Genomic DNA, 15,281 nt, shown 5'->3' on the forward strand with positions numbered 1-15,281 from the left:
GTACCAGAGTGGTCGACACGTCGTCGACGCGCCTTCGTCCGGCGCCCTCGCCGCGTAACTGGAAGGCCGAGGGCGAGCGCGCTGCCGCCTTCGAACGGCTCGTGCGCGAAGGAGCATCGCAAGCGCCTTTCGTCGTGAATGGTTTGGACTCAAAGCATCTGCACCGTGAAAGAGTATTTACGCGACCAGGCGAATGCTCCATGCGAGCGCTTGCTCTCGCGCGTTTTGCCTGACCATTGCATTCGGAACGCCACTGCGATATGCGAGCGTCTCATCGAATTCGATTGTTCCGTCGACACCCATGGCGTCGATGGCCGACTCTTCGTCCGACATACGTTCTTCGACGGATCGAGCGAGCGCATCACGAATCGATTTGCCTCCAGCGGAAATGCAGAATGCGACGATTCGTTCGGATAACTCCGCGTGCGCCGCTTCGTCACGCGCGATGATGGCCAAGGTTTGTCGGATACGATCGTTCGTCGCCATTTGCGAAACCCGCAGCGCTTGCGCCGCGGCGGTGCCTTCGCCGACGCACCCGTCCCAGAAAGATTCGAGGGCGAGGCGCTCGAGGAGTGCCATGCGATCGACATCCTTGGCGGTAGGAACTTCGGGTTCGAGCGCGATGACGTCAAAGGGCAAGTATTGATTGGTGATGGTCGCACATAGCTCGGTGTGATGAGCCTCCTCCGCGGCACTGCGCAATGCGTGTCGAATGAGCGATTCGGGAGCCCCTGCCCGCGCGAGATCGCGCGCGATGGCGAAAAACGCCGGAATGGACGCACATTCTGCCCGCGTATCTCGAGCCCAATGGGAAGCAAGGCGGCGGCGCGTATGGACGTCCATCGAAGTGACACGATGACGGGACGCATTGGGATCTGCGCGCCGTATGCGCAGCGACCCGAGAATCGGTTCTGCATCCATCTCGGAACGCAACGGACGACCTCCGGTATTAATCGGACAACGGTACACAAAGCAGGGTCCAGGAGCACGAAATTCCCAGCCCAGCGTCAATTCATTTTTCACTTCTCTTTTGAATCCAATGCTTCCGCGAACGACCGGGCCATGCTCGAAAAGCAGAGCATTGAATTGTGGAGAAAAACCAATGTGCAAACCAAGCCCACCCGAATCGTATTTGCCGCTCGAATCGGGCTCCTGGAATACATCACGCTTGGCCGCATCGGGCCAGCGATAGCCGGTACGATACGTGAGCCCCAATTCGGCGTCCGCATTGACGATTCTAGAAAAGACAGGTCCGCCGTGCGCCCCAAAGGCGAATCGGCCGGCGCCACCGCGTAACCAGCTCGCCTGAAGAAATGGCCCCGCTCCGTAATAGCCAATTGCAGTCGATGTCGTGTCTTCCACGAAATAAGAGTACCGCAAATCAGCGCCAACACCGAATGCAGGCCGCGCACCTACGGAAAAGGACAACGTGAGGCCCAGGTTGACACCGTGATAACCTTGGGTCTCCGCGGCAAACGATGTCGACGGCGCGAGCATGACGCCTCCTGCGATGGCAAGAGCGCTCGAGCTGCTCACGATGCTGGGCATAAATGACTTCATGACGAACTCCTTGGATTTTGAAGTTATGCGAATGATCGGGCTTGCACCTAACCATCACTTTATTGCAACGAGGATGCCACGTCAGGTGAGACCGCTTTTCGGCCGGTCATTGCGACCCATCACTCGAAGAGCATCTTGGTGTTGGCTCAATCGAGCCCAAAGATGATTGATCGTTTGATCCAATTTGGTTCAGTTGATGCAATCGGAGGGGGCGGCATCGAAGGGTCGGGGGCGTTGCTGGGCGCGACCGGGTAGACTCTCGCTTCTCCTGCCTCCGAAAAGCGCGTAGGGTGCGCTCCGTCGGCGCGATGTCGCGCGCATCGGAGGATATTGGTGAACATGCAGGCTTCTCTCGTGCGGGCGCTGATCATTTCGCCCGTCGTCCTGGTCTTCTTCGCGCATTCGGGCGCCGTTGGGTGCATCGCGGAGCCGCAAGAGCCACCCTCGGCCGCGAGCGCGCTGCGCACGTCGTTCCCCGAGCTCTCGGCGCCGGTGCTCGACGAAGGCGAGCCGCTCGCGCGCGCCGAGGATGGGTTCATCCTCGCGCCAATCGCGGGGCCGGGGACGTTCCGCTCGATCGACGCACGGCTCCCGCGGCTCGGTGAGGACGCAATCCGCCTCGTCGGGGCCGCGGGTTTCGAGGTGCGGGTGCACGAGATTGGCCTGGAGGGCGCGGGCGAGCAGGTGGATCGCGCGGTCGCGTATCGCCGTGCTGGGGGGACGTCGTTCTTCACGGTCGTCCCCGCGGGCCTGGAGGAATGGCTGCTGCTCGAGGCGGAGGCGACGCGGGCCGATCGGGCCGTCGTCACATGGGAAATCGAAGGAGCGACGGCGCTGGAGCAAGGCGATGCGGTGGAGCTGGTCGACGGGGAGGGCGTCGTGCGGATGCGCGTGACGGCGCCGGTCGCGTACGCCGAGGGAGGACGGCCCGTCGCGCCTCGGTTGCGCGTCGAGGGCAGCCGCATCGAGCTGTGGGTGGATGCCGAGCACGAGCGGGTGCTCATCGATCCGATCTGGACCGCGACCGGGGCGATGGTGACGCCGCGCAACTTGCATACCGCGACGCTCTTGACGAACGGCAGGGTGCTCGTCGCGGGCGGGCACGACGGCAACTACCTCTCGAGCTGCGAGCTGTACAATCCCGCGACGAACACGTGGTCCTCGGCGGCCTCGATGATCAACGTCCGCGCGACCCACACGGCGACGCGGCTGCCGAACGGCCGGGTCCTCGTGGTAGGCGGATCGGGCGGCGCACCGATGGTGTGGACCGAGATCTACAATCCCACGACGAACACGTGGACCGCGTCCGGAGCCACGGCCGCCGGGCACGCGGCGCACACGGCGCACCTGCTCGCGAACGGAAAGGTCCTCGTCGTGGGCGGTGGTTTCAACGCGAAAGCCGTGGACATATACGATACGGCGACGAACACGTGGACGGTCGGTCCGTCGACGCACGCCGATCACGGCCAAGCGGCGTCGGTGGTGCTCTCCGACGGGCGAGTGTTCGTCGCGGGTGGCTACTCGAGCGGTGCTACGACCGCCGCGGAGATCTACGATCCGGCGACGAACGCGTGGACGCTCGTCGCGCCGATGCTTGTCGGTCGCAACACGCACGAGGCGGTGCTCTTGCCAAACGGAAAGGTGCTCGTGGCGGGCGGGTACAACCAGGCGGCCCTCTCGAGCGCCGAGGTTTACGATCCGGCGACGAACACGTGGACGATGGTCGGCTCGATGAGCAACGGGCGCAGTTTCTTTGGCGCTGCGCTGCTTGGCAATGGCATGGTGCTCGCGATGGGCGGCGATGCGCCGTCGCCGACGTCGACTGCCGATCTCTTCGATCCGGCGACGGACACATGGATTCCCACGTCCTCGATGGTGCACACGCGCAGCCGTTTCCCGGCGACGGTCCTGCAAAACGGGAATGTCCTCGTCAGCGGCGGCTATGGCCGCGGCTTGCTTGCGGGCTCGGAGGTCTACGCGCTCAATGCGGCGGGCTCGGTCTGCACGACGGCCACGGAGTGCGCGACTGGCTTCTGCGTGGACGGCGTCTGCTGCAATGCGGCGTGCGACGCGGGCGCATGCGACGCGTGCTCGGTGGCCGCGGGCGCTTCGACGAACGGGACATGTGCGCTCCTGACGGGCCCTGCGTGCGACGACGGCGATGCGTGCACGCAGGTGGACACGTGTCAGGCGGGCATTTGCACGGGCGCGAGTCCGGTGACGTGCACGGCAATGGATGAATGCCACGAGGCGGGCGCGTGCGATCCAGCGACGGGGATGTGCTCGAATCCGGAAAAGGCTAATGGATCGAGCTGCAATGACGGCGACGCGTGCACGCAGGTGGACACGTGTCAGGCGGGCATTTGCATGGGCGCGAGCCCGGTGACGTGCACGGCAATGGATGAATGCCACGACGCGGGGGTATGCGATTCGGCCACGGGGATGTGCTCGAATCCGGCAAAGGCAGACGGATCGAGCTGCAATGACGGCAATGCGTGCACGCAGGTGGACGCGTGCCAGGCGGGCATTTGCACGGGCGCGAGCCCGGTGACGTGCACGGCAATGGATGAATGCCACGAGGCGGGGGTATGCGATTCGGCCACGGGGATGTGCTCGAATCCGGTAAAGGCAGACGGATCGAGCTGCAATGACGGCAATGCGTGCACGCAGGTGGACGCGTGTCAGGCGGGCATTTGCACGGGCGCGAGTCCAGTGACGTGCATGGCAATGGATGAATGTCACGACGCGGGGGTATGCGATTCGGCCACGGGGATGTGCTCGAATCCGGCAAAGGCAGACGGGGAGCCGTGCACGGGAGGCTCGTGCGTCGCGGGGAGCTGCGTAGCGGATGGCGGAGCAGGAGGCATGGGCGGCGCGGGTGGAATGGGCGGCGGCGGCGCGGGTGGAAGCGGCGGCGCGGGTGGAATGGGCGGCGGTGGCGCAGGCGGAATGGGTGGCGACGCGGGCGGAAGCGGCGGCGCTGGCGGAAGCGGTGGCGCGGGTGGAATGGGCGGCGGCATCACCAATGACAGCGGCTGCGGCTGCAGGACCACCGGCTCGCCGGCGCGCGGTGCGGTCTTCGTAGGGCTCGGCCTCATTGCCCTCGCGCGCCGCAGAAGGCAATCACGCTAATCAATACGCTCCCTCCGGGCGAGAGGATCTCGCTGGTCCTCTCGCGCCACACGCCCAACCCCTGCACGAGGTCCCATCGTTGCCGCGCCGACGAGCTAGGACGAACCCGCAGTCAATCCAGCGAAGCGGGCATTGCGGGCGAGGAATGTCTGGTCGGGCGTGACGTCGAGGTGTTTGTAGAGGTCATCGAGGGCTTCGATGAGCTGAGCGATATCCGACTGGCATTTTTGGGGTTCACGTTCGAACAAGGGCCAGAAGAGATCAAGAAATCGTGGCGGCACCATTGCGAAAATGGCTCGCTGGTCCTATGCGTCGCGGTCCATCGCCCGTTTGGCAGCCGCTCGGACGCGAGGCGATGGATCATTCGCTGCCACCCGGGAAAGGGCGGCACGGCCCTCGGCGCCAAGGAGGTCGCGAGCGGCCTCCGCGAGGTAAAGGCGCCCGTCGACCCTGCCCTCGAGCACATCGGTGACGACGCCGCGGGCCGGGTCGAGGACCACCTGCGGCAGGTCGGCGACCTTCGGCCGCGTCATCAGGTTGAGGGAAACGGAGAGCGCCGCAGAGGGCCGCTGAACGTGCACGTCGCAGTACGCCTCGTAGAGCAGGATGACGCCGGGACCGAGCCGCACGCTGCCGGACGGCGTGAGCATGACCGGGTCGCCGGGTCGGAGCAGCCGATCCGCCTCCGCAAGTCGGAACAGGTCGGTCTCGTAGCCTGGCCCGATCATCCCGACGGAGAGCAGGTGGAAGTTGTGATTGTGGGCGATCCCATAGCTGAAGTCGCGCGGGTCAGCGGCTGGGGTAGAGCCGTCGAGTGGCACCCAGATGTTGGCGCGCAGAAGGTAACGAGGATCGCTCACGAGGAGCAGGGTGTGCGCGTCGTAGAGGTTGTTCTGCTGGAAGCGATCGATGTTGGTAGCGAGCTCCTCGGCGAGGCGGGTGACGAGCCAGCCCGAGTCCGCTGCGAGGGCGCGCAAAAGCCTCCGCGCCTGCCAGAGATCCTCCGGCGACGCGAGGTCGATCTGCTCGATCGAGCGGATGAACTCGGCGAGCGAAATCGGCGCCGCAGCCCTGGCAGCTTCGTGTCGGCTCATCGCCCCGCCCTGCGTTTCTCGAGGGCGGCCCGCGCCGCGGCGTTTACCTCGGGATGCGTGTCCTCGGCCGTTGCGGCGAGCAACTCCTCCAGATCAGGGACCCCGAGCGCAGCCAATCCCTGGAGGGCTTTCCAGCGCAGGTCGAAATAGGGCACGCCGAGGAGGGCTCGGAACCCTGCTTCCGCCTCGGGGCGACGTGTGTTCCGAAGGAGGTCGAGCACGAGAGCGAGGCGAGAGACCCGGTGCTGCGCGTGCACCAAAGCGACCGATCGACCAGCATCGTCGAATCGCCAAGCGTAAAGCAAACCAGGTCGTTGCCATACTTCTAGGAACCAAGCCGGCCCATCGAGCTCGACCACGGTGGCGCTAAGCTCACGGTCGCTCACTGCGCACCCGTGCCAGGTGGGCGACTCTCGCCGCGTGGGTGGAGCGTCGAGGGGGACGCCTTGGCGGAAGCGATCCATCGCGAGCGGCGTTGTCGTGCGGTAGGTGGTGATCGACCATCGGACGGGGCGCACGGGTAGCAGCAGGTGCGTAGCTGTGTCGCTGAAGCGCGGTATGGTGCGGGCCGTGGGTTCGCGTCTCCGCAGGTGAGCTCGAACCCGCTCGTCCTCGAAGAGGATCACCTGGCCCCCTTCGACGCGTCGCACCTCGCGCGACGGATCCGCCGCGAGCGCCTCGACCTCGGCGCGGAGCAGCGCATCGAGGGGTCGATCGCGCAGCAGGCGATCGACGTCGTCCGCGAGCTTGTCGACGGTCACCACGCCCTCGGCGACGCTCGAGACGATCCTGCGAAAGGCATCGAGTGAGGCCGGAGCGACCGCTCGCTCCTCGAAGCGACAGTAGCGCTTCGCCACGCGAGCTCCCGGCTAGCCTTCAGCGGAGCCGAAGAAGATCAGTGTCGCGGTTGCTCCAGGCGCCTCTTGCGCCGCGCTTGCGATCTCGACCGGGGTCGGCAGGTCGTCGAGGACCAGGTCGTCGGCGGTTCGGGGAAGATCACGCGCGTCGTCGCCGTCGTTCATCGTAGGCCCTCCGGGAGCCTTCGTTTCTGTCACATCGGTTACGCGAAGTCAAGGGGTCGAGGGGCGAGCGTCGACGGCGATAGGACGGCTCCGCATCCTCGAATTCACCTGGATGATTGCACTGTTGAGCTCATTGAGCATATACGCAATGCAATTTTTATATGCGGACCTGTTTTATGCCGCTTTGGGGTTGGCATTTACGAAAGCAATGACGTATTCAACTCCCCGGCTATTTCGACCAAACGCATTGCACGAATCGTGGCCGCTCATGGATGCTCGGCTAGGCCCACCATACGCATTTCAAAGCCCTCCTTGGAAATCCCAGACGAACTGCCAACGTGTCCTTGACGAACCTCGAGTTCCTGGGTAAACCGGGCAACCTCGACCATGACGAACCGGGTTGCCTCACGGATGCGCCGTTTGCGAAGCACCAGCGCATTCTTGCCGAGCTTTCCCGGTTGCACCCACCTCTGTCTTTCTGCTACGCTCGATTCCGATGGACCCGAGAATTCCTGCTGCACCGATGGTTCTCGCTCCGAGCGCGCACAGTGTTGCGGAAGCGCATACGCCAGCGCGCATGGAACGCCGGTCCAAGCCCACGCCAGCGTCATTTCCGCCGGTCGACGAGCACATCGTCGTGCCGGAAGTGTCTCGGGTCGAGCTCATCGACGGGCGTGAGGTCATCGACGTGGGTTCGCTTCCTCCTCACGCAGATGCCCAAGCGCTCACCGGCTTTTTGCTGGCGGCGCATGTGCTGCGTGCCTATGTCGTGGCAACCGAATTGCTCACGCGCAGTTCTGTGGAGTCCGACTTCGCCACGGATGTGTGCATCCGCAAAAGAGGCATCGATCCTGAAACCGGCTCACGGTATTTGGAAGAACTATCGTTCGAGATCGTGAACGAACAATCGATGAGCGACGTGACGGGCAAAGCAAAGAATTTGGCTCGACGCGGGGTTCGGCGCATCTTCGCCATTTTCGTCAAGACGGGGGAAATACGCGAATGGTCGAAGGCGAGCGGGGAATTCGTTCGGCTCGACATGAATGCGATGTTCGACGATCCCGTGTTCGTCCGCCCGATTGCAGTCAAGGCACTCGTCGACAGCACGCTTGCGGAAGCCGAAAACGAAGTCGCCAAGGCACTCATTGCGAAGAAAAACCCCGAAATCGTGAAGCTGCAACACGAGGCCGAGCAGCAGGGGTACGGGCAGGGGCACAAGAAGGGACTCGACGAGGGGCACAAGAAGGGACTCGACGAGGGGCACAAGAAGGGACTCGACGAGGGGCACAAGAAGGGGCTCGATGAGGGGCACAAGAAGGGACTCGACGTAGGCCGCAACATGTTGCGACGGCTCTTGCACCAACGCTTCGGCGATGTTCCAGTTAGCGTCGGAAATCGCGTCGATACAGCGACCGCGGAGCAGCTCGAGTTTTGGACGGCTCAGCTATTCTCCGCGGCTTCCATCGAAGAATTGTTTGCTTCGGATTCGGCAATCTGAGCAGGTTGAAGGCTACGAAGAATACTTACGCAATTCGCGCGCGTCGATTGGATGCCGGCGCAACAACCGGTACAACGAATATCGGGAAGCTTTGAGCCAGGTGTGGCTCATGCGTCAGGGAAAGCTCGTCGCGAGCCATTCTCGAGCGAGCTCCAGCGTACGGCGGTTGTGCGGGACATTCTCCAAAAAGGTCCGTTTGATATCTGGATCGGGTATTTTTTCTGCGCGCGCGAGCAAATCGTCCCGAGCCTCGGCGAGCACGCTGCGCGCCGCTTTCTCATGGCCGAGCTCATGAAGAATCACGGCGTGGCGAAGGAGGAAGGGGTTGTCACCGTAATGGAACCTCGGACCGAGTTTGCCCTGGACGACGGCCAAAGCTGCGAGATCCGCGGCATCTTCGAGGCGCCCCTGTCGGCGTCGCAGCTTGGCCCGCAGAGAGAGGTGGCTGGCGCGCATGCAGGGGATCATCGAGGCAGGATCCCCGACATCGACGAGGGCCTGCTCGGCTTCGTCCAGGCGATTCATGAGGATGAGGCATTCGATGTTCACGAGGAGCGCTGCCCAGGTCATCAATTGATCGCCGGTCGCCATTTGGAGGAGCTTCTCGGCGAGGGCCTTCGCCTGGGCGAGCTTGTTTGTCCAGACGAGCGTGTGGCATTTCCACAACGAAGCATGCGCCGTGGCGAGGTTTCCCGAGTCCGGCGCGGCGAGGATACGGTCGAAGCCGATCGCTGCCTCTTCCAGCCGCCCGAGCAACGCGGTCTGCATCATGTAATGAGCGTCGATGAGAGGGATGTATTGACGGGCCCCGGCCACCTCGTAGCTCGAAATCGACGCGCGAGCGCAGAGGTGCGAGCGCCAGAGGTCATGCTCGATGTCACTGATCCAGTTGGTCCTGAACGCATTGCCGTGCCCAGCCGCGAGCAGATCCCCAGGGTGCGCTGCGACGATCCGCTCCATCCTTTGATAGAATGGCAGCCCGTCCTCATGTTTGCCGAACATCACCAGCGTGATCCCCACGGCCCAGAGCGCCTGCACCGCCGTGGCGACGCCGCTCGGCGAAGGCTCGGTTTGCATCAGCCTCGGGAGCAACGTCGTGAAAACATCCAATTGCCCCGCGTAGAGCGCCGAGCACACGGCGAAACCCATGGGCGCCGATACGCTCGGGCTGTCCTCGCCGAGCGCCTCGACCGCCGCGAGGAAATGCTTTAAGCTCTTCGGAAACCTCGAATTCAAGAGGTGCGCCATTCCAAGCACGGTGTTCAGCGCTGCCGCCACCTCCCCCTCCGGCCCGCAAGCGAGCCCCTTTTCCGCGCGCGCGATGGCCGCGTCGAGATCGGCTCCTCTGTGCGCCTGCTCCGCCGCCCGCGCATAAAACTCGGCCGCGCGTTTGCCCAAGCCGCCCCGCTCGAAATGCGCGGCCAGGACCATCCCGTCCTCTTCGCCCGCCTCGACGAGCCACTCCCCCGCGACCTGATGCCCGAGCGCGAGATCCTGCTCCGTCAGCATCGCATACGCCCCCTCCCGCACGAGCGCATGCCGGAACGTATATTGTTTTTCCCCGGCAAAACGGCTCTCCATCTGCAACACGACGAGCTCCCGCGCGCAGAGCTCCTCCAGCGTCTCCCGCGCAGGGCCCGCCTGCTCCTCGCCCAGCAGCGCGAGCACCCCCCGCTCCCAGAACACCTCCCCGAAGACGCTCGCCGCGCGCAGGATCCGCCGCGCCTCGGGCGAAAGCGTGGAGAGCCGCGCCTCCACCATTCCGAGCACCGTCTCCGGCAGGGTTTGTCCCCGCCCCTCGGCCACGGCCCGGATGAGCTCCTCCAGGTAAAACGCGTTTCCCCCCGCGCGATCCACGATGTTCGACACGACGCCCGCCCCGAACGAATCCCCGATCACGCTCCGCGACAGGTTCTCCGCCGAACGTCTCGAGAGCGGCGCCAGCCGGATCTCCTGCACATCCCGCTCCCGCCAGAGCCCTGGAAACAACTCCTCGACCTCGGGCCTCGCGAAAGCCACGACGGTAAATGGTTTGTCGTGGAGATGGCGCAGCGCCGCGTCGATGAGCTTCACGGAGGGGACGTCCCCCCAGTGCAGATCCTCCAGCACGAGCAAAACGGGCACCGCCCCCGCCGCCGCGCGTGCGAAATCGACGTACGCCCGCTCGATGCGGGACGCCATGGTCGGAGCGTCCTGCCGCGCCGCCCTCAATTGCGGATTTTCCTCGTCGGAGAAAGGCGCCCCGATGAGCTCCCCCAGAAACGTGGCCACGCGCTGCCGCTCGGGCGCGTCGACGAACCGCTCGACCACCGCCCAGAGCTTCCCCTGCTGCGAAGAAAGGGACTCGCCTCGCGAGATGCCAAGCGAGCTGCGAAACGCCGAGGCAAGCATCCCGAAGGCAGAACCGGCGCCAATCGAATCGCCGCGACCAATGGATACGACGACCTCCGGCCGCGACGCCCGCAGCTTGCGCGTCAGCTCGTACCGCAGCCGCGATTTCCCCATCCCCGCGGGCCCCGTAACGAGCGTGACGCTCGCCCGCCCTTCTTCGAAGCTCTCCTCGAGGATCTCCAGCAGATTCCGCAGCTCTCGATCCCTGCCGACGAATGGGCTCGGCTTGCCGAGCAGCGTGCGCGCCTCGCCCCCGATCTCGCGCTCGCCCTGCAAGCCGAGCTTGCCCTGCTCCTCGATGACGTCGAACCGAACATCGAGCAGAGCCCGCGTGGTCTCGTCGATGCGGACCCACGGGTCTGCGCCGCGCCCAACCCAATCCGCGTTCAGCGCCTCGAGCATCGAAGCCGCGCTGTCGAGGACCTCGCCGACCGGCAATCGCTCGGTGCTCACGCCCCGGCCCGTGAGCAGCACGATCGGAGAATGCGGCATCAGCGAGCGGATACGCAACGCGCAACGCGCCGCCGCCGCCGCCTGATCCGTCGCGGGCCCCGCCCCCACGAGCAGCGCTACCAGCGTCCCGTTCGCCAGCTCCTCCAGCTTCGCCCCGAAGGGCACCACCGCCTGCCGGATCTTCGCGAGCTGATCACGCGACAGCGCGCTCAGCACCGTCGAATCCGGGTTCGCTGGGTTCGTCTCCGCCGCCCTGGTCGCGATGGCGATAACAGACACCAACCGATTCTCTGCATCCGTGAGCGCCAGCGCGCGCGGCCGAAACGAAGGGGTCGCGCTTTCCCGTTTGTCGAGGACGAGCACCACCGCGGCCCCGTCCGGCGGCCTCTTCGCGGGATCCTTCGATAACATCGAGGCGCAGAGCTCATCGAGGAACGTCGGTACGTCCGGGCGCAACTCGCGGACCCGCGGCAATTCTTCCATGAGGAGCTTCGCGAGCAGCGCGATCGCGTGAACCCCCTGAAACGCGGGTTTGCCCGTCAGGCACTCGAAGAGCACGCAGCCGAGGGAAAACATGTCGGTTCGCGGGTCGATCGCTGCGCCATCACCGCGCGCTTGCTCCGGCGCCATGTAGCCAGGCGTGCCGAGCAGCATCCCCGTGGCGGTGAGCGGTGTCGTCGCCCGCTCCAGACGAGCGATGCCGAAATCGAGCAACTTGGCGTTTTCGATCCGCTCGTCCGGCAAGAAGACATTGCTCGGCTTGATATCGCGATGCACCACCCCACGCCCATGCGCCGCGGCCAGCGCGCTCGCGACGCGCCGCACGAGCTCGATGCTCTCGCCGATCGAGAGCGGGCCGCGTTTCAGGTGCTCCGCGAGGCTCACGCCGTCGAGCCACTCCATCACGAGATACGGCTCTTCGCTCGCCGTCACCCCGTGCGTCACGTACCGCACGACGTTCGGGTGATCGATCTCCCCGAGGATCTCCGCTTCATGTGCGAACCGCGCGACATGCTGAGGGCTCGCCGCGTCGTGCAGAAGCTTTATGGCGACCGCGGATCCCGTCGCCCGATCGATCGCCCGATACACGACGCCCATGCCGCCAGATCCTGCTGCCTCCACGATCTCGAATCGATCGCGAAGAACGTCCCCCGTGTGCATGCCGGCCAACGTACACCAGAGGCGTACGGGGGTTCAAGCGTAATCCCCAAGCCACTCGCGCAAAAATTCCAAGGCGCGGCGGTTGGGTGAGAAATGTTGAAACCATCGACAATGACCGCAGAGCGCCCTGCCCTTTTTCTCCAATATCGCCACCACCCGTTTCACCGTCCGCTCGGCAACTTCGTAAACCTCCTCCTCCGTCGGCTTGGGCAACCGCGGAAATCGCAAACCTGCGCCATCCGCGGATTGCACGTACACACCATCGAGCGCGAGCGAGTGGAAATGCACGTTGAAACGCACTGCCGAATCGAAGCGCTCGGTCAGCCATACCGTCGTGTCGCTCATCCGGCGGCCCAAACAAGCGCCATGGTCGCGGAGAGCGCCAGATCCATTACGATCCCAACGATTTCAGGAAGTACGATAGTCGCCTTGGCTATTGGTTCCAGCTCGACGAATTCCTCACAGACCTCGCCAAACCGGGCGCGTTCCCAGAGCAGCAGCCTGCGCCAACCGAACCGGTATCCGAAATCCATGTCGCCGGGCGCGACGGCGATCAAGACTGGCGCCACGTTCGTCGACGGCATGGGGTTCGCGCCCGGACTGTCGAACGTGACCGTCGGCGAGGCGATCCGCGAGCTGGACGTCGCTCCCGGGGGTCTTGGCCGGGGCTCCGCGTCATGGCGCGATCGTCGCGACAATGCTTCCAAACGACTGCCGCACGAGCTCCGGATGCTGCACCACGCACGGCGCCCCGGGTGGGCACCTGGGGTTCGAATCGATTGCATTACCGAAAAACACAATCCTCCGGCCATCCGCCAATACCTGAATGGGGCTGCCCGCACCATAACCAAAACGTGACGCCGACAGCTCACACCGACCTCCTTTCTCGGGATCGTGCAGCCAAGCCTTGCCGCCTCCAATGACCAGCACCCACGAACCAATGGGGAAAACCTGCGCTTCTTTTAATGTTTTGACCCTCGCCCACGTCGCCTTGGCGCCATCGAAAATATAGAGCGTATCTTGCTCCTTGGCGGCTCCGTCCGACGGCGCCAGCGGATCCTGGTACCAATACCGATGATGCACGAAAAAGCGTCCCACGACGAGATTGTCATTGGGGAGATTCATTCGGTAAAGGTCCGGCCCTCCACCATGGCTCACGGAGGTCCACGCTTCCTTTGCGGGATCGAAAAGCGCGCCGGCCATCTTGCCCCCAGAAGTTTGACCCCAAACGAAAAACGTCCCGATTCCGAGAGGATACGGAGGCGCCGTGGTCGAAAATCCCTTGAGACCGTCGAGAGAAATGGTCGAAACCGTCCCGGTCCGAATATCGAGCTTTTCCCCCGTGGGCGCTCCGTCGCTCCATTGATAAAAAAATCCCCCCCAGGCCGCCCTTCGCTGCCCAGCCTGCATCCCCTTGCTGTTGGGTCGATACACGAGAGCGCGAGCGTCGAGCCGATGGGTGCTCGTCACGAGCACATCGCCCACGGTGCTCAGAATGGTTTGTCCAAGGTCCGGGGGTTGCGCTACCGCGTGCCATTGGTTGGTCTCGGTGTCGAGCACGTACGTTGCGCCACCAAAAAGAACCAGCCGGGTATCGAGCGCGATGACCTGAGGGGACCAAATCTTGTTGCCATCAATGAATCGGGGAGCGCCATCTTCGCGCAGCGCTCGCCATTTCATCGTCCGCAAGTCGAGCACATTTCCCGATGCGACTCCGTCCGGACGATAGCCGGCCAGGACGAACTTGTCGCGCAACAGATGACGCTGCATTTGAACATCGGCTTCGGGGGAATCAAAAGAAACCGTCTGCAATCGATCACAAGAGAACGTGCCGGTGCTCGATGTCCGTGGAGCGATCACATCGGGAGGCAAATCGATGTTCGTGCTCGCGAGCGCCGTGGAGCCGGTCGGCGGCGCCGTGGAAACGTCATTGGCTTGGTTCGGTGGCGCGGCAGTCGATTGGCAACCCGTAAACACGAGGACGGCGACAAATAGGCGCATGGCGGCGGGACGAGTCTACTCGATGCGCAGCACCGATGTCGAGCAGCAAACGCACGAGCGATCCCCCGCGGCAAGTATGGGCAGCTTGCTTGCTGCATCGACTGCGAAGACGTGGATCTGCGGACACACGTATACCTTGGCGCCAGCCAATACGAGCGCAGCATCACGCGCCTCACCCCCAGCCCCTCTCCAACTACGTTGGAGAGGGGAGAAATCACGCCCGACGCGACTTCGGAAATGGCAGCACGAGCTGCCCCATGGGCACCCGTTTACGCTTCGGAGGCCCGCGCGCCAATAGCCCCGCACGCGCCAAACCTTCCCGTATCGCGTCCGCCGTCAGCGCAACCTGTCGCCATTTCATGCGCCCAGCACACGCGGGGCAAACATTGACATCCACTGCAAACACATGTCGCAAGAGCCACGCCCAAGGTTTGCGGCGTGCATGGGTCGGCTCTATGAGCCAGCGCCAGCCGCGTATCGTCGAACAAGAACGGATGCAGGTTCTGCTCGCTGATGATGGAGCTCAGGTGATAAGGAACGCCCCGCAGATGGCCCAGCAAACACGTGGCACTCACTTTGGCGGCAAGTGCGCGCAGATTACGATCGTAAATGGGGAGCTTCGTGCTGCGATAGACGAAAGGCAGCTCGGGCCGTTCACTTTGCGCATCCCAGGCGAGAAACCCCGAGCCAGCAAGATTCAAGCGATTTAGGAGCGCCGCTTGGTGGGTTTGATTGACGAAGGAGACGTCGGGCTTGTAGAGCAAGTCTTCGAGCGGGATACGTTCGCCGAGATAGGCAAGGACGCGACACATGGGCGCGTGTTTCGCGGAGTTGCGAAGGGAATGCAAGGGCCTTGTGACACCCCAGAACGGTCTCTACGAACTGCTCGGTGCCCGATCCAATCCGGATGCGCCGCGACGACTTCGACGGTTACCTTGTTTTTGGCGTACGTGCGTGCGGGCGCGTTTG

12 protein-coding genes are annotated in these 15,281 nt (G+C 64.0%); 2 read left to right on the forward strand and 10 right to left on the reverse strand.

The genetic code is table 11. From position 1 onward, the window contains the following. Window positions 1-177 precede the first annotated feature (177 nt). A complete protein-coding gene (locus IPM54_16755) occupies window positions 178-1,560 on the reverse strand; it encodes a hypothetical protein (GenBank protein MBK9261442.1) in 1,383 nt (460 codons plus the stop codon). A 339-nt stretch (window positions 1,561-1,899) separates the two neighbouring features. Here IPM54_16755 and IPM54_16760 point away from each other — a divergent pair, with 339 nt between their 5' ends. Beyond that, entirely contained in the window at window positions 1,900-4,692 is a 2,793-nt protein-coding gene (locus tag IPM54_16760) for a hypothetical protein (protein MBK9261443.1), read from the forward strand. A gap of 95 nt (window positions 4,693-4,787) precedes the next feature. Here IPM54_16760 and IPM54_16765 read toward each other — a convergent pair whose 3' ends face one another. From IPM54_16765 to IPM54_16780, 4 genes are read right to left on the reverse strand one after another with little or no spacing between them, the layout of a single operon-like run. Beyond that, window positions 4,788-4,940: a hypothetical protein gene (locus IPM54_16765; protein MBK9261444.1), complete on the reverse strand. Its 153-nt coding sequence runs from the start codon at window positions 4,938-4,940 to the stop codon at window positions 4,788-4,790. A 57-nt stretch (window positions 4,941-4,997) separates the two neighbouring features. After that, complete coding sequence (locus IPM54_16770; GenBank protein ID MBK9261445.1) at window positions 4,998-5,786, reverse strand: hypothetical protein; 789 nt, start codon at window positions 5,784-5,786, stop codon at window positions 4,998-5,000. Further along, window positions 5,783-6,643: a hypothetical protein gene (locus tag IPM54_16775; GenBank protein MBK9261446.1), complete on the reverse strand. Its 861-nt coding sequence runs from the start codon at window positions 6,641-6,643 to the stop codon at window positions 5,783-5,785. The genes IPM54_16770 and IPM54_16775 overlap by 4 nt, the downstream gene beginning before the upstream one ends. Before the next feature lie 12 nt (window positions 6,644-6,655). Then, window positions 6,656-6,808, reverse strand: a complete 153-nt coding sequence (locus tag IPM54_16780) for a hypothetical protein (GenBank protein ID MBK9261447.1) — start codon at window positions 6,806-6,808, stop codon at window positions 6,656-6,658. Between the two features lie 496 nt (window positions 6,809-7,304). Here IPM54_16780 and IPM54_16785 point away from each other — a divergent pair, with 496 nt between their 5' ends. Beyond that, complete coding sequence (locus IPM54_16785; GenBank protein MBK9261448.1) at window positions 7,305-8,306, forward strand: hypothetical protein; 1,002 nt, start codon at window positions 7,305-7,307, stop codon at window positions 8,304-8,306. A gap of 114 nt (window positions 8,307-8,420) precedes the next feature. Here the strand turns inward: IPM54_16785 and IPM54_16790 are convergent, their stop codons facing one another. From IPM54_16790 to IPM54_16810, 5 genes are all read right to left on the reverse strand, one after another. Further along, window positions 8,421-12,311 carry a protein kinase gene (locus tag IPM54_16790; protein MBK9261449.1) on the reverse strand — a complete coding sequence of 1,297 codons (3,891 nt, stop codon included), beginning with the start codon at window positions 12,309-12,311 and terminating at the stop codon, window positions 8,421-8,423. A 33-nt stretch (window positions 12,312-12,344) separates the two neighbouring features. Beyond that, entirely contained in the window at window positions 12,345-12,656 is a 312-nt protein-coding gene (locus IPM54_16795; GenBank protein MBK9261450.1) for a transposase, read from the reverse strand. Beyond that, window positions 12,653-12,895, reverse strand: coding sequence for a hypothetical protein (locus IPM54_16800; protein ID MBK9261451.1), 243 nt, complete (start codon window positions 12,893-12,895; stop codon window positions 12,653-12,655). Before IPM54_16800 ends, IPM54_16795 begins: the two co-directional genes overlap by 4 nt. A gap of 91 nt (window positions 12,896-12,986) precedes the next feature. Then, window positions 12,987-14,312, reverse strand: coding sequence for a hypothetical protein (locus tag IPM54_16805; GenBank protein ID MBK9261452.1), 1,326 nt, complete (start codon window positions 14,310-14,312; stop codon window positions 12,987-12,989). A gap of 269 nt (window positions 14,313-14,581) precedes the next feature. Further along, window positions 14,582-15,124 (reverse strand): hypothetical protein, encoded by a 543-nt coding sequence (locus IPM54_16810; GenBank protein ID MBK9261453.1) that lies wholly within the window; start codon window positions 15,122-15,124, stop codon window positions 14,582-14,584. Between the last annotated feature and the right edge of the window lie 157 nt (window positions 15,125-15,281).

Source organism: Polyangiaceae bacterium (assembly GCA_016715885.1).
Lineage (GTDB): Bacteria > Myxococcota_A > Polyangia > Polyangiales > Polyangiaceae > Polyangium.

Coding starts and splice junctions, on each gene's coding strand:
- IPM54_16785 (MBK9261448.1), top strand. CDS start 7,305: ATGGACCCGAGAATTCCTGCTGCACCGATGGTTCTCGCTCCGAGCGCG.
- IPM54_16795 (MBK9261450.1), bottom strand. CDS start 12,656: ATGAGCGACACGACGGTATGGCTGACCGAGCGCTTCGATTCGGCAGTG.
- IPM54_16770 (MBK9261445.1), bottom strand. CDS start 5,786: ATGAGCCGACACGAAGCTGCCAGGGCTGCGGCGCCGATTTCGCTCGCC.
- IPM54_16755 (MBK9261442.1), bottom strand. CDS start 1,560: ATGAAGTCATTTATGCCCAGCATCGTGAGCAGCTCGAGCGCTCTTGCC.
- IPM54_16805 (MBK9261452.1), bottom strand. CDS start 14,312: ATGCGCCTATTTGTCGCCGTCCTCGTGTTTACGGGTTGCCAATCGACT.
- IPM54_16800 (MBK9261451.1), bottom strand. CDS start 12,895: ATGCCGTCGACGAACGTGGCGCCAGTCTTGATCGCCGTCGCGCCCGGC.
- IPM54_16760 (MBK9261443.1), top strand. CDS start 1,900: ATGCAGGCTTCTCTCGTGCGGGCGCTGATCATTTCGCCCGTCGTCCTG.
- IPM54_16780 (MBK9261447.1), bottom strand. CDS start 6,808: ATGAACGACGGCGACGACGCGCGTGATCTTCCCCGAACCGCCGACGAC.
- IPM54_16790 (MBK9261449.1), bottom strand. CDS start 12,311: ATGCACACGGGGGACGTTCTTCGCGATCGATTCGAGATCGTGGAGGCA.
- IPM54_16810 (MBK9261453.1), bottom strand. CDS start 15,124: ATGTGTCGCGTCCTTGCCTATCTCGGCGAACGTATCCCGCTCGAAGAC.